This is a genomic window from Acinetobacter sp. AS5 (assembly GCF_048957595.1).
Classification (GTDB): domain Bacteria; phylum Pseudomonadota; class Gammaproteobacteria; order Pseudomonadales; family Moraxellaceae; genus Acinetobacter.
Genome location: NZ_JARDAL010000036.1, coordinates 1 through 23031 on the forward strand (window position 1 = coordinate 1; position 23031 = coordinate 23031).

Sequence of the window (23031 nt, forward strand, 5' to 3'; positions counted from 1 at the left end):
GCGGGATGGAGCAGTCTGGTAGCTCGTCGGGCTCATAACCCGAAGGTCGTTGGTTCAAATCCAGCTCCCGCTACCAAGTTTCTAAAAAGAGGCTCACAACAAGGTGGGCCTTTTTGCACAGTGGGATTTGAAAAAATCTTAAATTGTGCATTAATTGGGGCGATTTACGCCCTTTTTTATTGGCTATCGTGTAGTGTCGACATTATTTGGTCAAATCTCCATGTTTCACTACTACTATAGTTTGTATTGGTTTGTAGTGGTCAAATAGATCATAAAATCGCACCAGATGACGAGAGTAAATGAAGCTATCAAATAAAACTCAAGCACTTCAGGACTTGATTGCACCAGCAGTTGAAGCCTGTAATGTAAACCTTTGGGGGATTGAATTCCTGCCACAGGGTAAATGTTCGTTATTACGTATCTACATCGACAAGCCAGTCGATGAGAGCGTTGCACCAGCAATCAATGAAGATGGTGAAGAAGAGCAGGGGCGTGGTATTGGCGTTCAGGATTGTGTGCGTGTCACGCAGCAAGTGGGCGCAATGCTGGATGTTCATGATCCGATTTCGGGTGAATATTCACTTGAAGTATCTTCGCCAGGCTGGGACCGTCCATTCTTCCAGCTCGAGCAGATGTCAGGCTATATCGGTCATACCGTAGCACTACGTTTGATCAGTGCGGTAGATAACCGTCGTAAATTCCAGGCCAAACTGGTTGCTGTCGATCTTGAAAATGAAATGATTCAAGTTGAAGTAGAAAAGCAACAGGTATTGGAGATCGACAGTCACAATATCGATAAAGCAAATTTGGTCTTCCAAGATTAATTGAATAAATAAAAATTTAACGAATAGGTGACGTATGGCACGTGAAATTCTGACCGTCGTTGAAACGGTTAGTAACGAAAAAGGTGTACCTCGTGAAGCGATCTTTGAAGCGCTTGAGCAAGCTTTAGTTGCTGCGACAAAGAAAAAATTCTACGAAGGAACACATTCGGAAGAAGCGCGTTTACGTGTGGAAATTGATCGCAAAACAGGTGACTATCGTACTTTCCGTCAGTGGGAGGTGGTTGCAGACGAAGACCATGAAATGCCAGCTTGTCAGGATGCCATCTCTGATGTCGATCCGGCAAAATGGTCGATTGGTGACATTCGTGAGCTTGAAGTTGAATCGATTGACTTCGGTCGTATTGCAGCGCAAATTGCCAAGCAAGTGATCGTACAGAAGATCCGTGAAGCAGAGCGTGCACTTGTAGCCGATGCTTACGAATCTAAAGTCGGCGAGCTGATCTACGGTGAAGTGAAAAAACAAACCAAAGACGGCTTCATTATCGACTTAGGTGACAATGCTGAAGCGTATCTTGCTCGTGAAGAAATGATTCCGAAAGAAATCCTTCGTCCGAAGCAACGCGTGAATGCGATTCTGTTCAATGTCAACCGTGAAGGTCGCGGTGCGCAGTTGCAACTGTCGCGTGCTAAACCGGATATGCTGATTGCATTGATGAAGAAAGAAATCCCTGAGATTTCTGAAGAAATCATTGAAATTAAAGCGGCGGCTCGCCAACCAGGCGTTCGTGCTAAAATTGCAGTGAAAACCAATGACCACCGTATTGACCCGGTGGGTGCTTGTATTGGTATGCGTGGTACCCGTATCCAGGCTGTACAGCAAGAGCTCAATGGCGAGCGTATTGATGTAGTCGTTTGGTCGGATGATCCTGCGCAATATATCGCAAGTGCATTGGAACCAGCAGATGTATCGAGTATTGTCATTGATGAAGATGCACGTACTGCAGATATCATTTTCGCAACCAGCGATCAGTTGGCACGTGCGATTGGTTCACAAGGTCAGAACGTTCGTCTGGCATCTGAATTGACTGGCTACAAGCTGGACATGATGCTGGAAGAGGAATACTACGCCCGTCAACAAAACGAAGCGCAACAATATTTAGACATGTTTGTTACCCGTCTGGATATCGCGGAAGATTTGGCGATGGCATTGGTAGAAATGGGCTTCACCTCGCTTGAAGAAATTGCTTATGTCCCTGCAGAAACGTTTGATGAAATCGAACTAGATGCGGAACTGGTTGAACTACTGCAAAGCCGTGCGAAAGAAATTGCACTTGCTGATGCATTACAACAGCAAGAGAACATACAAGCGCCAAGTGAAGAACTTGTTGCAATGGAAGGCATGACAGTAGAGATCGCGCAAGCGCTAGCAGCTCGTGGTGTGGTAACAGTGGATGATTTAGCAGATCAGGCGACTGACGATATCGAAGATATTGAAGGTTTGGGTGCTGAGAAAGCAGGTCAACTCATTATGAAAGCGCGCGAATCATGGTTTAACTAGGAGGTAGTATATGACGGACAAGTCGATTAAAGAGTTAGCCCTCAACGTGGGTCGTCCAGTTGAGAAGCTCCTAGAGCAGGTTCGTGAGGCAGGTTTACCACAGCGTAAAGCTGACGATATTATTACCACCGAACAACAAGACAGCTTGATGAGCCATGTGAAAAAGTCACAGGGTTCAGAAAGCCAAGCAGGGCAAATCACGTTGAAACGTAAAACGACTAGTACGGCTAAAGTAGCCAGTACTTCAGGTAAGGCGAAAACGATTAATGTAGAAGTTCGCAAGAAGCATACATTTGTTAAGCCGGATCCAGAACAGATCAAAGCAGAAGCATTGGCGAAAGCCAAGGCTGAGCAACAGGCCAAAGCTGCGCCTGAACAGAATACAGCGCAAGCTGCTTCTGCTGAAGCTCCAAAAACTGGCGTAAATAACGCGAATAAAGCTTTAGAGGCGATGCGTGCTGCTGCAAAGCAAACCAGCGACAAGCAAGAAGTTTCTAAAGCTGCAGTTGTGGTAAAACGCAAATCAACCAACAAGCCGATTGTGAAGCAAGTTGTTAAACCAACTGAAACCGCTGAACAGAAAAAGGCACGTGAAGCAGAAGCAGCAAAATTAAAAGCTGTTGAAGAAGCGGCACGTCGTAAAGCGGCTGAAGAAGCGCAGCAACGTACGCTTGAACAAATGCGTCAAATGGCGTCCAAGTACACCGCGGAAGATACCACTGCAACGATTCGTGTTGTTGATGATTCTCCTCTGGCTGCCGGCCTTGTTGGTCAGGCATATGAAGACTCTTTTGCCAAAGAAGACCGCGAAATCAAACGTGGTACGAATACGCCGAGCGCGCGTGCACCTAAAAAAGGTGGTCGTCGTGGTCAGGAAGAGCAAAGCTTCAGCAAACAGCCTAAGCGCGGTTTAAAAACTAGCCAGGGCAACAAGCACGGCTTCGAAAAACCTGTGAAAAAACAGGTTTACGATGTTGAAATCGGTGAAACGATTGTCGTTGCTGACTTGGCTGCGAAAATGGCAGTTAAGGTTCGTGAAGTGATTAAATCACTCATGAAAATGGGTGAATTGGTTACTCAGAACCAGGCGATTGATCAAGAAATTGCTGCACTTGTTGTTGAGGAAATGGGCCATAACCCGGTACTGGTTTCTGATACACAAGCTGAAGATAACTTGCTTGAAGCAGCTGAAGAAGCACGTGGTGCGCAATCTACGCGTGCGCCTGTTGTTACCATTATGGGTCACGTTGACCATGGTAAGACATCGCTGCTTGACCGTATTCGTCGTGCCAAAGTGGCTGCTGGGGAAGCGGGCGGTATCACACAGCATATCGGTGCTTACCATGTAACTACTGATAAAGGTATGATTACATTCCTTGATACTCCGGGACACGCAGCATTTACTGCAATGCGTTCACGTGGTGCGAAAGCAACAGATATCGTGGTTCTGGTTGTTGCAGCAGATGATGGTGTAATGCCACAAACTGCAGAAGCAATTGACCATGCACGTGCTGCAGGTACACCAATCATTGTTGCAATCAACAAGATGGATAAAGAATCTGCTGATCCAGATCGCGTATTGAATGAATTGACTGTGAAAGAAATCGTGCCAGAACAATGGGGTGGTGACGTTCCAGTGGCAATGGTTTCTGCACATACTGGTCAAGGTATTGATGAACTTCTTGATATTATTTCGATTCAAGCTGAACTTCTAGAGCTTAAAGCATCGGAAGAAGGCGCTGCACAAGGTGTCGTAATTGAAGCACGTGTAGACAACAGCCGTGGTGCGGTAACGTCTATTCTGGTTCAAAACGGTACATTGAAAGTAGGTGATCTCGTTCTTGCCGGTTCATCTTATGGTCGCGTTCGTGCGATGACGGATGAAAATGGTCAGCGTATCAAATCTGCAGGTCCTTCGATTCCAGTGGAAATTCTGGGTCTTCCAGAAGCACCAATGGCGGGTGACGAAGTTCTTGTGGTGAGCGACGAGAAGAAAGCACGTGAAGTTGCCGATGCGCGTATGGATCGTGAACGTCAAAAACGTCTTGAGCGTCAATCTGCAATGCGTCTTGAAAACATCATGGCGTCTATGGGCAAGAAAGATGTACCTATCGTGAACGTTGTGTTGAAAACTGACGTACGCGGTACCTTGGAAGCATTACACGTTGCACTTGCTGAGCTTGCGACTGACGAAGTTAAAGTACGTATCATCGGTTCTGGTGTAGGTGCGATTACTGAGTCTGACGTGACACTGGCTGAATCTTCAGAAGCAGTTCTACTCGGCTTTAACGTACGTGCGGACAATGCTGCGCGTCAAAAAGCAGATGCAGACAGTATCGACATTCGTTATTACTCAATCATCTATCAATTGATCGATGACGTGAAAGCAGCAATGAGCGGTAAGCTTGCACCTGAACATCGTGAAACGATTCTGGGTGTTGCACAGGTACGTGAAGTATTCCACTCAAGTAAATTCGGTGCGGCTGCAGGCTGTATGGTGCTTGAAGGTGTATTACATCGTAACAAACCGATTCGCGTATTACGTGATGACGTGGTTGTGTTCCAGGGTGAGCTTGAATCTCTTCGTCGCTACAAAGAAGTGGTTGAAGAAGTTCGTGCCGGTATGGAATGTGGTCTTGCGGTGAAAGGCTATAAAGACATCAAACCTCTCGACAAGATCGAAGTGTACGATGTTCAACTGATTAAACGGAGTCTTTAATGGCGGGTAGTCAACGTCTGAAGCGTATGGCGGATACAGTACAACGCGAGTTGTCAGAACTGATCCGTCAGGAGCTGAAAGATCCACGCTTAGGTGGTCTGGTGACCATCTCTGCGGTGAAGGTGAGCCCAGACCTGGGATATGCGGAAGTTTATGTCACTGTAATGGGACGTGAACTTGGCGACGAACAAAGCGAAGCGGCAAATAAAGAAACTCTGGATGTATTAAACAAAGCATCCGGTTTCCTGCGCCATGAGCTGAGTCGTCGTATTAAAACCCGTATTACGCCTCGTCTACGTTTCCATTATGATAAGACCAATGCATATGGTAACTATATGTTTGGTTTGATCGCTGAAGCTGTGAAGGACTTGCCTGAAGCAGAAGCAAAAAAAGACGATGAATAAGTCTTAGGACTAAAAAAGCCACCTTCGGGTGGCTTTTTTATCTCTCTATTTTGAGATTTAAGAAAATTTGAATTGCTTGCTCAATTAACCTAAATCATCATTGCGATTGATTTTCTTTTCATAAAAAGCACGGCGACGTGAGCGCTGCCAAGGCAGAGGGCGTTCCAGCGTTTCCGGAACCTCGCCACTCAAAGAGCGTAAACGCAAATGCAATGCAGCCTGTGCCATCAGGTTGGCAGATACCGGTGCGGTAATGAAGGCGAACAGGGTGATGAGCACTTCAGCAAAACCGAAACGGCCATATATGGCCGAAAACAGAATTGAGGCCATCAAAAAGCTGCCCAGGCCCAAAGTACTGGATTTGGTCGGGGCGTGCAGACGCATAAACAGATCGGGCAGACGGACCATACCGATCCCGCCGACCAGCATAAAGAAAGCACCAATCAATAAAAAAATCGACACCAGTATTTCTAAAATTAAGGACATTTAAAAACTCCTAGTCGATCACATGGCCAGTGGTGAAATAACGTGCCAAGGCTGCAGTCGAAACAAAGCCAAGCATCGCAACCAGTAAGGCCCCTTCAAACAGGAAGCTGCTACTCCAGTAAATCCCTAAAATGACAATCAGACAGGTGGCATTCAGGAACAGGGTGTCGAGTGCCAAGAGCCGGTCAACGATAGAAGGGCCAGTGATGAGCCGGATCAGGCAGAGTAACATCGAGACAGTGATAGCACCCAGGCAAATCATTAATGCATAAGGCAGAATAGTCATGCTTTTTCTCCTGTCTGTGCGCTGAAAATTTCAATCAGAGGCTGTTCGTAGCGCTGTTTGATCGTTTCGATTTCTGCTGCTTCATCCTCTGTGCTTAAGGCATGAACCAGAATATCACCACGATCCTGATCAATGCCTGCAGATACTGTACCGGGCGTTGTGGTAATGATCATTGCCAGCAAGGCATTGACTTCCTCATGCTCGGTTTCCAAAGGCACGCGAAACCATTTTGGATGCAGGTTCTTGGTTGGACCAAGTACCAGTTTTGCGACTTTAATATTGGCTACTACAATATCCCAAACCACGACAAAGAACAGGCGCACGGCAGGAGCCCACTGGATATTCGGGGTATAGTCAATAAAAGGTGCAACCATTTTCGGAATGACAATCGCCAGAACCAGCGCGAAAAGCAATGTTCCAGCTTCCAGATTATGTGCCAGTAGAATCCAGCTTAGCCCAACGATCACAGAAACTAGCGGATGCGGGAACCAACGTTGCAGGAATGATACAGCCATTAAGGTCCCTCCACCGGTTTAAGTTGATTATCATCATATCTGTTTTGTTCAACATACTGCTGATCAATCTGGCGTTGCTTGAATTCAGAAATATTTTCACCTTCCAGAGTGGCTTCCGAAATCGTATAAGGAACCAGATGTGCATTCGGATCGACTGTCTCACCACCGTACTTGGTTTCAGGTAAATAGCTTGGATCAAAAGGTTGCACACTGATAAACTGGCCTTCTGCATCGCGTTTTAACAAGGCAGCTTCATAAACCGGATTATTTTTAATCTGTTCTGCAGTCTGATAATTATATTGATAGATCGGTCCGGCAAACACCACATAGGCAGTCAGGCCAGCAAGCAATAGATAGATTACACGATCATTACGTGCCGGTGCCTTACTTGGTAGGGCTTCGTATTTGTGAAAATCTTCAGAATTAAGGTCATCCTCAGGTCTGGTCGAACGCCAGAACAGCACGAAACCAACCCGGGTAAAGGCCAGAATACTGAGGAAGCTTACCAATAAAATGGTCAGGATAATAATCATCTGATAGTCTGAATTGGCAGAAGCCTGCAAAATAAAGACTTTACCGAAGAAACCACTAAACGGTGGCAGGCCGGCCATCATCAAGGCAATGATGAAATAGACAATCGAAACCAGCTTGTTCTGTTTCATCAGTGGCGCGATTTTAAAGTGATCCTTAAATTCGCCGCGCTGTGAGGTAATCCAGCCTGACAGGATATAAAAGGCTGCGCCAATCAGGGTACTGTGCACCATATAATACAATGCACCGGCCCAGGCTGCAGTTGTATTCATGCCGATTGCTACCAGAATTGTTCCGACTGAAGACAGCACCATAAAGCCGATAAAACGGCGCAGACGTTCTGTGCCGATTGCGCAAATCACGCCATAAACCGACGTAATCAGACCAATCACCAGCAGGCAATTCATCAGGATCTGGTGGCTGTATTCATCATCAAAAACAGTTCCATTAATCCGTAAAATTGCATACACCCCGACTTTGGTCATGATGGTAAAGAGTGCTGCCACAGGTGTGGTGGCTACGGCATAGGTTTTGGGTAACCAGAAGCCAAGCGGTAGCATCGCCGCTTTAATTCCGAACACGACAAACAGCATTAATCCACCAGCAACCGCCAGCATGTGCTGATCTTCAGCGAGGGTAGGCATCAAGCGGGCCACATCTGCCATATTCAGACTGCCGACACTGCCATAAATCATCCCGAGTCCAATCAGGAATAGGGCAGAAGCAAACAGATTAATGGTGACGTAGTGGATTCCCAGCTGGAAACGGGCCTTGCCTTGTCCATGTAGCAGTAGTACATAGGATGCCATCAACAAGATTTCAAAAAACACGAACAGGTTAAACAGGTCACCGGTCAGGAAGGCACCGGTCAAACCCATCAGCAGGAAATGCACCATGGCATGGAAATAACGCCCACGCATATCCCATTCTTTACTGGCATACCAGAGCACCGGCACTGCAAGGGCATAGGTCAAAACCAGCATCATCGCAGAGAGCTGATCGAGAACCAGTACAATACCAAAAGGTGCGACCCATTCGCCCAGCGTATAAACATTGATCTGACCCTGACTACTGTCTACTAAATAGCTGACAGCAATGATCAGGCCCAAGATACTCGAGACATAGCTGATACCCCGACGCCAGGGCTGACGCCAGTCCGTCACCAGAGAGCCTGAACCCGGGTTGCCTAAAAGAACCAGGACAAAAGCGGTAAAGGCCGGTAAAAGAATACCGAAAATAGGGGTATGTTGATTCCAGAAATTGAGAAGATCAGTCATTAAGGCTCATCCTCGCGCGGGTCAAGATTTGGTATTTCTTCTTTGGAGTCAACGTGGTCTGTTCCTGATTCGTAGCGGCTACGCAATGCCAGTTGGACAATAAAGGCAGTGGTGGCAAAGCCAATCACGATGGCTGTCAGCACCAGTGCCTGAGGAAGGGGATCGGTCACTTTCGAGGCTTCAGTCAATACTGCAGGCGAATTCATCTGAATTCGGCCCATGGCAAATAAAAACAGGTTGACTGCATAACCAATCATGGCGAGACCCAACACTACCGGGAAGGTACGGGCACGCAGGATCAGATAAATGCCTGTGGCCGTCAGCAGGCCAATCGCAGAGGCTAATAAAAATTCTAAACTGATCATTCTATTATCCTCTTGGTACAGGGCCAGTCATGCTTGAGTGACGTGAATCGCCTAAGACTGAAATCATCAGCATCGTTGCACCCACAACAGTGACATAAACGCCAACATCAAACAGCGCAGCCGAAGCCAAATGCATTTCTCCAATCATTGGCGGAGAGACATAGATATGTGCACTGGTCAGGAATGGACGTGACCAGAACCAGGCCGCGACACCGGTCAAACCGGCAATGGTTAAGCCGACTCCAATCCAGATTTCATAGAGACGGCCAGATTTGGCCCCCAGCAACTGTTCGGTTTTATCCTGCCCCACTGCGATATATTGAATAATAAGTGCCAGTGAGGTGACCAAGCCTGCAATAAATCCACCGCCTGGCAAATTATGGCCACGCATAAAGATGTACAGGCTGACCACCAGTGCTACAGGCAAGATCCATGATGCAGTAATACGTAACATCAGGGGTGAAGGATTAAAACGATAGGTCAGACCCTGGGTGATGGTGGCGCCATGGGCACGCATTCCATCCATCAGGCTAAGTACACCAATCGCGGCAATTCCAAGTACGGTAATTTCGCCAAAGGTATCGAAACCACGGAAGTCGACCAGAATCACATTCACCACATTGGTGCCGCCGCCCAGTGGAATCGACTGTTGCAGGAAGAACCATGAAATGGAATTATGATCACGGGTCATGATCAGCCAGGCAATAGCTGCTATTCCAAGACCGCCACCTATTGCAATAATGGCATCACGCCAGCGACGGGTCGGACTCGATTCATACGGTGTTAACTGAGGCAGTAAAGATAAACTCATCAGTAGCAGAACCGTGGTGACCACATCGACCGTAATCTGGGTCAATGCCAGATCGGGCGCCGAGAAGCCGATAAAGACCATGGTGACGACCAGGCCGACTGCACCGCTAATCAGTACAGCTTTAATCCGCTCATGATGGAACCACAGCAGCATCCAGCAGGCAGAAAACAGGAGTAACCACAAGATAATCGCCAGAGCAGGGGCGTGGGTCAGTTCACGTGTACCCGTGCCCACCCCATTGTTCACCAGTGGGAAACTGACCAGTGCGACAGTAAAAATTACGATCCACAATAAATAGCTTTGTAATTTGCCATTTTCAGTGGCACGGCGGAAACGGCGTGAATTCAGCAGCAGATTTTTCAAAAACAGTTCGAACAATACCCGGCCCTGCAAGCGGCCCAGTTTTGGATCCAGGTCGATTTCGCGTAAGGTACCACCTTTGGCAAGAGAAAAATAGAAGATGACTCCGCCAACGAGGGCTATCACGCTCATCAGCAGCGGCAGGTTGAAGCCATGCCATAGTGCCAGATGAGTGCCTTCAAAAGCAAAATCCTGAGTCGATGCCCGGGTGGAGCTGTTTACAATTTTTTCAACCAGAAGTGCCGGGAATATACCCACCAAAATACACAAGATTGCCAATAAGGTTGCGGGTGCACGCATGCCAAACGGAGGTTCATGTGCATCTTTATTCGGAACCTGCTTGCCTAGCGGACCATCGAAAAATACCCCATGCACCAGTCGAGTAGAATAGGCGACTGCAAAAATCCCGGCCAGTGTTGCGACAATGGCTGAAACGACCATGACCGGACCACTCAAGTTCGCGACCAGTTCGGTAAAGAACATTTCCTTGGACAGGAAGCCATTGGTCAGTGGCACACCTGCCATAGCCGCCGCCGTAATCATGGTCAGGGTAGCGGTATAGGGTAGCAGTTGCCATAAGCCTGACAGTTTGCGCAAGTCACGTGTGCCCGATTCATGGTCGATAATTCCGGCAATCATAAACAGGGCCGCTTTAAAGGTGGCATGGTTAATAATATGAAAAATTGCAGCTGCAACCGCCAGAGGAGAACCGATCCCAAGCAGACACATGATCAGGCCTAAATGGCTGATGGTTGAATAGGCGAGTAAGCCTTTCAGGTCTTCCTTAAAAATGGCAAAGAAGGCGGCCATGCACAGGGTAAACAGACCGACAAAGGTCACAATATTATGAAACAGTGCAGCACCGGCAAAGATCGGGAGCAAACGTGCTACCAGGAATAAACCGGCTTTGACCATGGTGGCCGAGTGCAAATAGGCAGAGACCGGTGTCGGTGCAGCCATGGCATTCGGCAACCAGAAGTGGAACGGGAACTGCGCACTTTTGGTAAAGGCACCAAGTAAAATCAGCAACAAGGTTGGAACAAATAAATGATGGGACTGAATCTGCTCAGTCATCGTCAGGATTTGGTCAAGCTGATAAGTGCCGGTAATTTGACCAAGCAGGACAAAACCGCCCAGCATCGCCAGACCACCCATTCCGGTAATGGTCAAGGCCATACGTGAGCCGCGTTGCGCCGCTTCGTAATTGCTCCAGTAACCCACCAGCAAGAAGGAGGAAATACTGGTCAGTTCCCAGAAAACTAATAAGATAATCAGGTTATTTGACAATGAAATCCCGAGCATGGCGGCCATAAACAGCATCAGCAGAAGATACAGTTTGCTCAGTGAGTTTTTTGGATTGAGATAATAATAGGCATAAATATAAATCAGGGTGCCAATTCCGCTGATCAGCAAGGCAAACAGCAATCCCAGAGAATCCAGGCGAAAACTGAAATCAATGCCGAGCTGGGGCAGCCAGGACCAGGTCTGGGTCATCACTGCACCATCAAAGATGGCAGGCGCCTGACTCAATAATAATAAGAAACTGCTGAGGCTGACACCAATTGCCCCTAAAGCCGTTACCCCGCGCGAAAATTGCTTCAGCCACGAGACAAGGGTTGTGCCTAATACTAACGGTAACAATATAATAATCGGCAGCACACTCGTATCCATTGTCATGATTTAAGTTTTGACCAACCTAAGGTGAATCTTTATCTTTCAAGGATTACAGGACCCCAAGGAGCGACCCAAACCTCTCAATCTTGAAAGCCAAAAGAATATTCAAAAAGAATATAAAACAGTTGTATTGCGCAACTTATAAACGATAGCAAATTCCGATTTTACAATGAAATTCGCAAATAAAACCGATCATATTACAGGATAACAACAACATCAACGTTTTTATGTGGAACTTATAAATTATACGCCGGCTCGGATTTAACAGGCGCTGCATGCTTAAACAGATCATCCAGAAGTGACCGAAAATTAAGATTAAATTGCAGGCATTGATTGTAAATTTGACTCAAAATAGTTTAATCAGGGCAAAAAGAGAATGCTGAAAAGGCTTCCTTGTTTACTCAAACAGTCGCGCTTATTTTTTTGAATCTGTTTAGAGCGACTGAGGTAGTGTCGGTTGAGGATCCTGGGCAAGTAAAGCCAGCAGTTCCTGTTGCTGTTCGGGATTGAGCTGTTCCCGGATCATTTGCAATACTGCAAGCAGTGTGACGGGTTCGGTGACCGTTTCCAATAAAGTATCTTCGGAAGATAGGTCTTTATTTCGCTGCAATTCCAGCTCTGCGTAGATCTGATCAAACTGGGTTTTCATACTTTCAAGATGAATGGGGTGCAGCTGTTTATTTTCCAGTTTCAGACATTGAAAGCCTTGCGCCTGTTCTAGTAATTCAGGCCGGTTGCCGGTTGCAATAATCTGCAAGTTAGGAAAAGCCTGATGCAGGCGTGACAGGATCACTGCTGCCATCTCCTGATCCAGTTGATGATCAATTGCATCAATCAACAAAACGCCTGTACCTTCCTGGCAAGGGAATAAACTGTTGGGATTCAACAGACAAAGACGCCGCACAATATCACCCACCAGTGCAATCCAGTTGCGGATACTGTTGGGCAGTTGCTGGAAGCTAAAGGTCTGTTGCTGATAGGTCACCATCAGTTGCAGCTTGGGCTGGTATTTTAAATAAATCTGGCTGACTTCTGGCAGGATCAGCGACAACGCCTGTTTTAAAGCGCTGAGATTCGGTGCATGCAGATGTGCCTGGGCTTTCTCGATCTGCCGGGCCAGTTCATTTCCTCGAATGTTCTCAGGCTGCTGCAAGGCACGCGCCAAAATCTGGTTCATAACCTTGGCACTTTGCGCATTTTCAATATCACTGATTTCACGAAACCATTCAAAAAAACGGGCAAAGGTGGTGAAAGGAATCGCAGCTATTTCATAAGCATGTGCAGACTGGAGAATGACCGGGTTATTTTTGCTGAGCAGATTGACTTCATTGGTAAAGCGTTCAGCCGGATAATAGGCAATTAGCGGCAAACCGAGCAGGGGATCGTGCAAGCGGGCTTTGTGATACAGGCTGAGCACGCTTTCAAGCTGTGAGGTTTCTGCTTTGCTAAAGCCCAGACCCTGACTGTTTAGGGTCTTGTAGATTTGCCATGAACAGCTTTGTAGGTTCGCAGGCTCGGACTGACTGGATTCTGGCAAGCTGCCCATCTCTTCAGGAAAACCAATCCGGATATCGATTTTGGATTGCAGCCGGGTTTGCATGATGTCCTGATCTTGCATCACCAGACCCGCGGCACGGCTGTCGCGATAACGGGCTGCAAACCAGGTCAGTGCCTGATAGCTAAAACGTAAAAGCGTGGTTTTGCCAGTTCCCTGATTGCCTAGAATCAAGGTGACCGGGCATTGCGGATAATTAAACTGGAGCTGAATGTCGGGAAAATGCAGGGTGTGTTTCAGTTGAAGCGCTTGGATGTGCATAGATCACCTGTCCTATGAGGCTTACATCCATGCCATGCACTTTAACCAACTGCCTGCCGAAGCGACTGCGGCATTTTGATTTTCAGTTGCTGAATCAGGTCATAAATGTGATGAATATTTAAACTCACTTTAGCACGTGTACAGGCCACGTAAAGTAATCTTAATTCTTCATCACTAATTTTATGGTCTTTTTCATTCAGCTTAAACTGATAGTCATCTTCAATATGAACCCGATCCCATTCCAGACCTTTGGCCTTGTGCGCCGTGGAAATAATATAGTCGGCCTGGGCAATTGGGGTGATTTTAGCCAGAGCTTTTTTTAGTGGATCAGTCCCATGTTCGTCCACCAGTTTGACCAGTGGCTTGATGTCACTGCCTTCATTGGTTTCACAATATTCATGGACATCATGCCAGGAGTTGAACCAGGCTAGTTCCGGCACATCAACCACACGTTTGCCCTGTTTCAGCATGGCAGCCGCATCGACAAAACGATTCAGTTTGACATGGTCGGCTTGCAGGCTGACTTTATCACCACGAACTAAACCCGCTAATAACAATTCCATGGCGCGGGCATTGGTCCGGCATAAAATTGCATCGCGCATTTTGGTATGCGGTTTATTCACGACTTTAGAGTCTAATTGCGGATTGCCGAGTAAAGGCACAGTTTCATTTAAGGCACCTAAAATGGCATTGGCATTCAGGGCAATTTCAGGACCGAAACGAAATGAGGTGGTCAGACGTGATTCTGGTAAGGGCAGTTGCTGCATGGCATTGACTGCACCACGCCAGGCATAAATCTGCTGATGCGCGTCTCCGACATAAATCACCTGGGTGCTGCGCTGTTTCAGCAAAATCCCCAGCATTAAGGGATCGGCATCCTGGGCTTCATCGAACAGCACATAATCTGCCGGAATATTCGGCTCAGACAGTGCCCAGAGTTTCAGGTAAATGTCATGACCGATGCCGGCCTGATGGTTTGGATCAATTGACTCTAGCCAGCGCCGTTCGACTGCCGGATAAAGCTTCTGCTGCAAGGTCTCGATATCATCTGGATGCAGCCAGCTTGGTGCCTGAATATGCCGTGGGGCAGGGTATTGCGAACTGGTCGAGCAGAAATAACCGACAGCATTGGCGACTAAACTCGCCAGACGCGAAGGCATCAAGACATATTTTTCATATCTTCCGCCCATCATACGGCGCATGGTCATCGGTTCAAGCCGGTATTCTTTGGCAATAAAACTTGGACTCAAGCGTGGCAGACGCAGTTTGTCGGTGACTCCACGTGGAACACTGCGAAACGCCAGCGAGTGAAAAGTACGGCAATCGACACCCCGGTGAAATTTGGCTTGCGCTTCACTGGCAATGGCCTTGTTAAAAGCCAGATACATGCCACGTCTTTGCGGCATGGCATCACTGATCATTTGCAGGGTGGTGGTTTTACCTGTGCCCGCATAGGCAATCACCTTAAAGGATTTGCCCAGACGTGCGTTATCAATAGCAGTCGCCTGCTCATAGGTCGCGGTCGGTTTTTTTAAATCAGACACAGATGAATTCAAGACTTAATGCTGACGATTGGCTTTTTCAACCAGGCCGGACAAGCCTTGGCGACGAGCCAGTTCATTGAGTACCAATTGCACATCCAGGTCGAAATAACCCAGCATCACGATGGTATGGAACCACAGATCTGCCACTTCATAGATCAGATCATTTTTATGGTCTGCGGAAGCATCCTGATCAAAGTCTTTGGCTGCCAGCACAGTTTCAAAGCTTTCTTCGCCGACTTTTTCTAAAATCTTGTTCAAGCCTTTATGGTACAGCTTGGCCACATAAGATGAATCTGGATCAGCCTGTTTGCGTTCTGCCATCATTTGACCCAGATAAGACAGGACTTCGACCTGCTCAGATTGAGCGGTTGAGGCTTCCATCGCCAGCGTATGCGGATTTGTCGATTTTTCGCCATAAATCGCAGATGGATCTTTCAACTGTGCATCGACAATTTCCCAGCCATTTGGTGTGAGCTTGCGATAGAAGCATGATTCACGGCCGGTATGGCAGGCAATGCCACCATGTTGTTCAATTTGCAGAACAATCACGTCGGCATCACAGTCCAGACGGATTTCATGTACGGTCTGAAAATGTCCTGATTCTTCGCCCTTATGCCATAACTTGTTGCGTGAACGGGAGAAATACACCGCCTGATTTTTTTCGGCAGTTAAAGCCAAGGCTTCACGGTTCATCCAGGCCACCATCAACACACGTCCAGTTTGATGATGCTGGGCAATGGCAGGGACTAATCCTTGATCGTTAAATTTTACTTCATCGAGCCATTGCGCGTTGTTCATAAGGGTTTCCATCATTTCAATCAAAATATAAAAATACGGATAGGAAATATCCGCTGATAGTGTACGTGATCTCGCAGCATTTGCGGCAAAAATCTGTGTTGATAAGGACAGACTGTGTCGTGGTTTTTTAAATCAGTCTACTTTAGTCCAGATCTTGCAAAACTGAGACATAGAAAAGCCGCCCGGTCGGCGGCTCGTATTTTAATTAAATTGTCCGTATGAAAAATTACCAGTGTTCGCCCGGGAACAGACGCGCATATGCTTTTTGCACCAAGTTTAATTTTTGTGGTTGGCCCACAGATGCACTTGAACTTGGGAACAGGTTATAGCCAATCGACATCAAGACATTGTTGATATCCGGTGCAATGGAATAGGTAATGGAGGCCAGACGGCCCAAACCGGTTGCCACTTTCTTCGGGCGTTTCACAATCGCATAGGCAATCAGGTCAGCCGCTTGTTCCGGAGAAAGTGTTGGGACATATTTATAAATTTTGGTTGGCGCAATCATCGGGGTGCGCACCAAAGGCATATAGATCGACGTGATTGCGATTTTATGCGAATGCACTTCTGCAGACAGGCAGCGGCTAAAGGCATCCAGTGCAGCTTTTGAAGCGACATAGGCCGAAAAACGGGTGGCATTGGCCAGTACGCCAATCGAACTGATATTAATAATATGACCCGCACGACGAATCATCATTTGCGGCAGGATATTCATGACCAGACGCACCGCGCCGAAATAGTTCAGCTGCATGGTCCGTTCAAAATCATGAAAACGATCTACTGACTCGTGTACCGCACGGCGAATCGAACGACCTGCATTATTGATCAGAATATCAATATGATCGACTGAGGCAATAATCTGTTTGGAAACTTCATCAATTGCTTCCATATTGTTTAAATCACATGGAAAGATTGAGGCTTTGCCGCCTTTGGCTTCAATTTCTGATTTTACTTGTTCTAGGGTTTCCTGAGTACGGGCCACCAGTAAAACATGGGCACCTGCATCAGCCAGTTGATGTGCTGTCGTTAAACCAATACCGCTGGATGCACCGGTAATCAGGACGGTTTTACCTGCAACACGTTTTTCCAGTTGTTTGTGTAGTCTAGTTTTCACGTTTGTTATCCCTAATTTGAAGTCAGCGTTCAAATTATTTTTATTAAAGGTCTATGGCGCTCTAACAGAAGATGAGAGCGAAGGTGAGTCCAGATATGATAACCAATTCTTCAGAAAAATCTATAAATTAAACTATTGAAATTAAAATAAAAATTAGAGTAATTGCTCTATTTGTGTTCACTCTTTCATTTAACTTTTAACATGAAAATAAAAAGCAAAGCAAGTGGCTGTTTTAGAAAATAAATAAAAAAACCTCACCAGAAATGATGAGGTTTTGAATCGGCTCGGGCACTTTTTTAAACGGTCGCCAGCGCCTGTTCCAGATCGGCAATCAGGTCATCAATATGTTCAATCCCGATGGATAAACGCACCATATCTTCACTGACACCTGCTGATTTTAACTCCTCGGCATTGAGCTGACGATGCGTAGTGGTCGCCGGATGGCAGGCCAAACTTTTGGCATCGCCGATATTAACCAGACGTGTAAACAGTTGCAGGGCATCAATAAAACGTGTGCCGCCTTCGAGACCATGTTCTACCCCAAAGGTCAGAATGGCAGACGGTTTACCTTTCACATATTTCTGTGCCAAGGCATGCTGTGGGTGATCTTTCAGGCCGGCGTAATTAACCCATTTCACTTTAGGATGTTTTTGCAGATATTCAGCGACTTTCAGTGCGTTTTCGGTATGACGTTCCATACGCAAGCTTAAAGTTTCCAGACCTTGCAGAATCAGAAACACATTCTGCGGGCTGATCGCAGCGCCGGTATTACGGAGTGGCACCACACGGGCACGCGCGATATAAGCAGCTTCACCCAAAACTTCGACATAGTTCACGCCGTGGTAACTTGGATCTGGTGTATTGAGGGCAGGGAAGCGTTCAGGGTATTTACCCCACGGGAATTTGCCGCTATCCACAATGATGCCGCCAATTGAATTGCCATGACCGCCGATATATTTGGTCAGGGAGTGCACTACAATATCCGCACCGAAATCGAAAGATTTTTGAAGTACTGGGGTGGCAACAGTATTGTCGACAATGACCGGCACGCCATATTCATGTGCAATTTTAGCAATGGCTTCCAGATCAATAATATTACCTAGCGGGTTACCAATCGATTCGACAAAAACCAGTTTGGTTTTTTCATCAATCAAGTCACGCAGACTTTCCGGTTGTTCATAATGAAAGAAACGGACTTCAATGCCCTGTTTTGGCAGGGTGTGGGCAAAGAGGTTATAGGTACCGCCATATAGCGTTGACACAGAAGCAATGTTGTCACCGGCTTCAGCAATGGTCTGAATGGCATAGGTAATCGCGGCCATGCCAGAGGCCAAAGCCAGCGCGCCAATTCCACCTTCCAGTGCTGCAACACGTTGTTCCAGAACCGCAGTGGTCGGGTTCATAATTCGGGTATAGATATTGCCCTGAACCTTTAAATCAAAGAGATCGGCCCCATGTTGAGTATTGTCAAAGGCATAAGACGTAGTTTGGTAAATCGGTACTGCCACAGCTTTGGTGGTTGCTTCAGGGGTATAACCTGCATGAATCGCAAGGGTTTCTGCTTTATAACTCATTCTGTTTGATCTTCTTGTTTAAGTTTATGGCTTGAGTGTAGCATTTTCACATATGAGTAAAAGTGCAATTTTATTGAAATAAATATATGAAATATTCATATATCGACTTGGATTTGAGTCATTTATTTTACTGAAAACAACTGTTTAAAAAAACATCAGCAACAAACTTGTAACAATGCATTGAAGTTCATGGCAATGGCTTATGTTTTCGCAGCTTTCTGCGTATAATAGCCGATTATTTTTTCGCTCATTTTTGAGCTGGGGTGGTTGTTTTAACCCCATTTGGTTTTTCAGTTGAGGAGTCCTACGTGGCCCAATATATTTACACGATGAACCGAGTGTCGAAGATGGTTCCGCCTAAGCGCGAAATCCTGAAAGACATCTCCTTATCATTTTTCCCAGGCGCTAAAATTGGTGTGCTTGGTTTAAACGGTGCAGGTAAATCTACCTTGCTTCGTATTATGGCGGGCGTAGATAAAGATTTCTCTGGTGAAGCGCGTGCACAGCCGGGTACAAAAATCGGTTATCTTGAGCAAGAACCACCTTTAGATGAAACTAAAGACGTTCGTGGTAACGTCGAAGATGGTTTGCGTGAACCGCTTGATGCTTTAGCACGTCTTGATGAAGTCTTTGCTGAATATGCAGCAGAAGATGCAGATTTCGATGCACTTGCGAAAGAGCAAGAGAAGCTTGAAGCGATTATCCAGACTTGGGATGCGCATAACCTTGCCAACCAGATGGATCAAGCGGCTGCAGCATTGAACCTGCCAGCTTGGGATGCAGATGTATCTAAGCTTTCAGGTGGTGAACGCCGTCGTGTTGCACTTTGCCGTTTACTTCTGTCTAAACCAGATATGTTGCTTCTCGATGAACCGACGAACCATTTAGATGCTTCATCTGTATCTTGGTTGGAACGTTTCTTGAAAGACTTCCCGGGTACCATCGTCGCTATTACGCATGACCGTTACTTCCTGGATAACGTAGCTGAATGGATTCTGGAGCTTGACCGTGGTATGGGCATTCCGTATCAAGGTAACTACTCTTCTTGGCTTGAGCAGAAAAATGCCCGTTTAGAGCAAGAGAACAAGCAGGAAGAATCTTTTGCTAAAGCATTGAAAAAAGAACTTGAATGGGTTCGTTCTAATGCCAAAGGTCAGCAAAAGAAAAACAAAGCGCGTATGGAGCGTTTTGAAGAGCTTAACTCGCGCGAATTCCAGCAACGTAACGAAACTTCTGAAATCTACATTCCACCTGGCCCACGTTTGGGCAACAAGGTTGTAGAAGTTGAAGGCATCAGTAAATCGTTTGGTGATCGCTTACTGTACAAAGATTTAACGTTCACAGTACCACCTGCTGCCATTGTGGGTATCGTGGGTGAGAACGGTGCAGGTAAAACCACGCTATTCCGTATGATGACTGGTGAACAGCAACCAGATACCGGTACGGTAACGCTGGGTGAATCGGTTAAAGTGGCTTATGTCGGTCAGATCCGTGACACGCTAGACAACAATAAAACCGTTTGGGAAGAAGTGTCTGGTGGTTTGGATATCTTGAAGATTGGCGAATACGAAATTGCATCACGTGCGTATATCGGTCGCTTTAACTTCAAAGGCCAAGATCAGCAAAAACGCGTAGGTCAATTATCAGGTGGTGAGCGTAACCGTTTACAACTTGCGAAAATCCTGCAAATGGGCGCAAACGTTATCCTACTCGATGAACCATCGAATGACTTGGATATCGAAACCTTGCGTGCACTCGAGGATGCCATTCTGGTATTTCCGGGCACTGTGATGGTGATCTCGCATGACCGTTGGTTCCTGGACCGTATTGCAACGCACATCTTGTCATTTGAAGGTGAAACCCCTGAATTCTTCACGGGTAACTATGCTGAATTCGAAGAATATCGCCGTAAGCGTGATGGTGATGATCTTGTCGCGAAGCGTCAAAAATATCGTAAAATCGGTGTTTAATCCCTGATTTTAAAATAAAAAACCAGCCTCAGGGCTGGTTTTTTATGTTTATTATATGGTGAAGGGTAAATCAAATTTCCCACTCATGATTACATTCACGGCATTTCCATTTCTTTTGAGTTTGCATGAATGCCTGCATTGAAATTTTAAAATCAGGTAAGTCCTTATAGAACATAAAGCCTGCAATCAAAGAAAGAATAAAGACGATCACAGTCGCAGTCTGTAAAGTGGTACCTGCACCATCGCCAAAAATCCACATCGCGATGCTAATAATGACCAACAATAACAATAGGAATAGGGCAGGCACTAGAAACATTAAGCTTTTAGGAACTACCGGACGTGGAGCTGCTTGACCTGGCTGGGCCACTGGCATGATTTTCGGGCTTTGACACTTAGGGCAACGATATTGCATTACAACTCCAAAATTCTAAATTACTGATTATTTTATCGGAAGATGCGAAGAAACCGAAATATTGCCCAACATAAAATATACAGGCAATAAAAAACCCAAGTCGCAATGCTTGGGTTTTTTATAAGATGACCATAATATATTATGGTCATCTTGAATATGGCGTCCCTACGGGGATTCGAACCCCGGTTACCGCCGTGAAAGGGCGATGTCCTAGGCCTCTAGACGATAGGGACAATTGAGGCAAATAACACAGCTAAAGCAAGACTTGATTTGGTGGAGTCAAGGAGGATCGAACTCCTGACCTCTACAATGCCATTGTAGTGCTCTACCAACTGAGCTATGACCCCAGTCTGTGTGAGCGCTATATTAGGGATATCGCACTCACACGTCAACACAAAAATTAATTAAGCTTGATCAACTGCTTCATTTTTCGGCAACTTTAAGCTTTCATTGAGTTTTTCCCAGACTTTCAGCTCTTTTTTGCTTGGACCACCGACAATTTCCAGTGCATGACGTAAACGTGCAAAGGTTAAATCAGGACCAATGGTCACCATCGTTTGCATCACGGGTGTAGATGCAGTCGAACCGGCGATCGCAATAAAGAACGCAGGCATGAAATCACGTAACTTGATTTCCATCTGTGTCGCCAAGTCCATCAAGGTCTGGCTCACCGTGTCGTTATTCCAAGTAAACAGGCTTTCTAAACGCCAAATTGCGAATTGAAGACTTTGACGTACCTGTTCATCCGACAGTTTCTTGCTTTCAAACTGTTCTTTAGACAGGGTCGGGAAATGGTTGAAATAATGTGCAGACCAGTTCACAGCTTCAGACAGCAGGTTAATACGCGGTTGAATCGCAGCTGCAATTTCTTCTAATTTGGCACGATCTGCTTTCCAGGCCAATAAGGTGTCTAGAAGTTCAGCCGGGCTGAGTGCCTTGATCCATTGACCATTTAACCAGTTCAATTTCTCAACATCAAAGATCGGACCACCGAGGGATACACGTTTGATATCAAAATGCTCAATCATTTCAGCCAAAGTGAATTTTTCACTTTCATCTGGCATTGACCAGCCCATACGACCCAAGTAGTTCAACAAGGCTTCAGGCAGTACACCGATGTCTCTGTAATAGTTAATTGAGGTCGGGTTTTTACGTTTAGACAGCTTAGATTTATCCGGGTTACGCAGCAGTGGCATATGGCATAGTATCGGCATTTCCCAACCAAAATATTGATACAGCAACTGATGTTTCGGCGCAGATGGAATCCATTCTTCACCACGAATTACGTGGGTGATTTGCATCAAATGATCATCTACTACGTTAGCCAAGTGGTAGGTTGGTAGGCCATCGGTTTTCAGCAGGATTTGCATGTCTACTTGCGCCCATGGAATTTCCACTTCGCCACGCAGCATGTCATTGAATTTACATACACCTTCAGTCGGTACTTTCATGCGAATCACATGTGGTTCACCAGCGGCCAAACGACGCTCCACTTCTTCTTCAGAAAGATTTAGACCACGACCATCATAACGTGGCGACTCTCCACGTGCCTGCTGTTCTGCACGCATTTGATCCAGTTCTTCTGCAGTTGCGAAACAATAGAAGGCATGACCTTTCTCTACCAGTTCCAAGGCATAATTTTTATAGATATCCATACGTTCTGACTGACGGTATGGCGCATGCGGGCCACCGACATCAGGACCTTCAGACCAGTTCAGACCCAGCCAGCGCAATGAATCCAGGATCATTTTTTCAGATTCAGGTGTTGAACGCAGTTGGTCAGTATCTTCAATACGAAGAATGAATTCACCGCCATGCTGTTTAGCAAAACATAAGTTAAACAAGGCGATATAGGCAGTACCTACATGCGGAAAACCAGTAGGAGAAGGTGCAATACGAGTACGAACAGTCATAACCGGATCTAATCTTAGATATAAAATTGCAGCTATTATAGCGAAAAAGCCACATCACTTAATGCTTTATTCAACATTGAGTGATGTGGCTTTTAAATCTGGGAATATTCAGCGCTGTT

The 23031-nt window shown here is 46.3% G+C and carries 18 protein-coding genes and 2 tRNA genes; 5 read left to right on the forward strand and 15 right to left on the reverse strand.

Annotation, left to right across the window (positions count from 1 at the left end):
- The first annotated feature begins 299 nt into the window (after positions 1–299).
- The 4 genes from rimP to PV763_RS11870 are packed head-to-tail and all read left to right on the forward strand — an operon-like array spanning position 300 to position 5466.
- Positions 300–824: a ribosome maturation factor RimP gene (gene rimP, locus PV763_RS11855; protein WP_004281103.1), complete on the forward strand. Its 525-nt coding sequence runs from the start codon at positions 300–302 to the stop codon at positions 822–824.
- A gap of 34 nt (positions 825–858) precedes the next feature.
- Positions 859–2343, forward strand: coding sequence for a transcription termination factor NusA (nusA, locus tag PV763_RS11860; protein ID WP_004281105.1), 1485 nt, complete (start codon positions 859–861; stop codon positions 2341–2343).
- A 10-nt stretch (positions 2344–2353) separates the two neighbouring features.
- Positions 2354–5062: a translation initiation factor IF-2 gene (infB, locus tag PV763_RS11865; RefSeq protein WP_086044369.1), complete on the forward strand. Its 2709-nt coding sequence runs from the start codon at positions 2354–2356 to the stop codon at positions 5060–5062.
- Positions 5062–5466 (forward strand): ribosome-binding factor A, encoded by a 405-nt coding sequence (locus PV763_RS11870; RefSeq protein ID WP_064102366.1) that lies wholly within the window; start codon positions 5062–5064, stop codon positions 5464–5466. The genes infB and PV763_RS11870 overlap by 1 nt, the downstream gene beginning before the upstream one ends.
- An 84-nt stretch (positions 5467–5550) precedes the next feature.
- Here the strand turns inward: PV763_RS11870 and PV763_RS11875 are convergent, their stop codons facing one another.
- The 11 genes from PV763_RS11875 to PV763_RS11925 all read right to left on the reverse strand — a co-directional run bounded on the left by PV763_RS11875 (position 5551) and on the right by PV763_RS11925 (position 18617).
- Positions 5551–5952 (reverse strand): Na+/H+ antiporter subunit G, encoded by a 402-nt coding sequence (locus PV763_RS11875; RefSeq protein WP_086044370.1) that lies wholly within the window; start codon positions 5950–5952, stop codon positions 5551–5553.
- 10 nt (positions 5953–5962) lie between these two features.
- Positions 5963–6238, reverse strand: coding sequence for a monovalent cation/H+ antiporter subunit F (locus tag PV763_RS11880; protein WP_064094624.1), 276 nt, complete (start codon positions 6236–6238; stop codon positions 5963–5965).
- Complete coding sequence (locus PV763_RS11885; protein ID WP_004281112.1) at positions 6235–6753, reverse strand: Na+/H+ antiporter subunit E; 519 nt, start codon at positions 6751–6753, stop codon at positions 6235–6237. Before PV763_RS11885 ends, PV763_RS11880 begins: the two co-directional genes overlap by 4 nt.
- On the reverse strand, positions 6753–8561 hold the full coding sequence (locus PV763_RS11890) for a monovalent cation/H+ antiporter subunit D (RefSeq protein ID WP_420937889.1): 1809 nt from the start codon (positions 8559–8561) through the stop codon (positions 6753–6755). Before PV763_RS11890 ends, PV763_RS11885 begins: the two co-directional genes overlap by 1 nt.
- A complete protein-coding gene (locus PV763_RS11895) occupies positions 8561–8926 on the reverse strand; it encodes a Na+/H+ antiporter subunit C (RefSeq protein WP_004281114.1) in 366 nt (121 codons plus the stop codon). Before PV763_RS11895 ends, PV763_RS11890 begins: the two co-directional genes overlap by 1 nt.
- Positions 8927–8930: 4 nt before the next feature.
- Positions 8931–11768 carry a monovalent cation/H+ antiporter subunit A gene (locus PV763_RS11900; RefSeq protein ID WP_420937901.1) on the reverse strand — a complete coding sequence of 946 codons (2838 nt, stop codon included), beginning with the start codon at positions 11766–11768 and terminating at the stop codon, positions 8931–8933.
- 436 nt (positions 11769–12204) lie between these two features.
- Positions 12205–13587, reverse strand: a complete 1383-nt coding sequence (locus PV763_RS11905) for an ATP-binding protein (RefSeq protein ID WP_420937890.1) — start codon at positions 13585–13587, stop codon at positions 12205–12207.
- Between the two features lie 41 nt (positions 13588–13628).
- Positions 13629–15131 carry a UvrD-helicase domain-containing protein gene (locus PV763_RS11910; RefSeq protein ID WP_253144390.1) on the reverse strand — a complete coding sequence of 501 codons (1503 nt, stop codon included), beginning with the start codon at positions 15129–15131 and terminating at the stop codon, positions 13629–13631.
- Between the two features lie 15 nt (positions 15132–15146).
- A complete protein-coding gene (gene hisIE / locus PV763_RS11915) occupies positions 15147–15929 on the reverse strand; it encodes a bifunctional phosphoribosyl-AMP cyclohydrolase/phosphoribosyl-ATP diphosphatase HisIE (protein WP_420937891.1) in 783 nt (260 codons plus the stop codon).
- A gap of 226 nt (positions 15930–16155) precedes the next feature.
- The gene (locus PV763_RS11920; RefSeq protein ID WP_174894126.1) at positions 16156–17043 is read right to left on the reverse strand and encodes an SDR family NAD(P)-dependent oxidoreductase; all 888 of its coding nucleotides are present in this window, start codon (positions 17041–17043) and stop codon (positions 16156–16158) included.
- Positions 17044–17339: 296 nt separating this feature from the next.
- On the reverse strand, positions 17340–18617 hold the full coding sequence (locus PV763_RS11925) for an O-acetylhomoserine aminocarboxypropyltransferase/cysteine synthase family protein (RefSeq protein ID WP_420937892.1): 1278 nt from the start codon (positions 18615–18617) through the stop codon (positions 17340–17342).
- A 308-nt stretch (positions 18618–18925) separates the two neighbouring features.
- Between PV763_RS11925 and ettA the strand changes: the two genes are divergently transcribed.
- Positions 18926–20587, forward strand: coding sequence for an energy-dependent translational throttle protein EttA (gene ettA / locus PV763_RS11930; protein WP_026056536.1), 1662 nt, complete (start codon positions 18926–18928; stop codon positions 20585–20587).
- Positions 20588–20657: 70 nt separating this feature from the next.
- On the opposite strand, the gene PV763_RS11935 is transcribed toward ettA, so the two are convergent.
- The 4 genes from PV763_RS11935 to gltX all read right to left on the reverse strand — a co-directional run bounded on the left by PV763_RS11935 (position 20658) and on the right by gltX (position 22912).
- Entirely contained in the window at positions 20658–20999 is a 342-nt protein-coding gene (locus tag PV763_RS11935; RefSeq protein ID WP_004281123.1) for a membrane protein, read from the reverse strand.
- Between the two features lie 157 nt (positions 21000–21156).
- Positions 21157–21232 (reverse strand) — tRNA-Glu (locus PV763_RS11940).
- Positions 21233–21270: 38 nt separating this feature from the next.
- Positions 21271–21346, reverse strand: a tRNA-Ala gene (locus PV763_RS11945).
- 57 nt (positions 21347–21403) lie between these two features.
- Entirely contained in the window at positions 21404–22912 is a 1509-nt protein-coding gene (gltX, locus tag PV763_RS11950) for a glutamate--tRNA ligase (protein ID WP_219307502.1), read from the reverse strand.
- Positions 22913–23031: the final 119 nt, after the last annotated feature.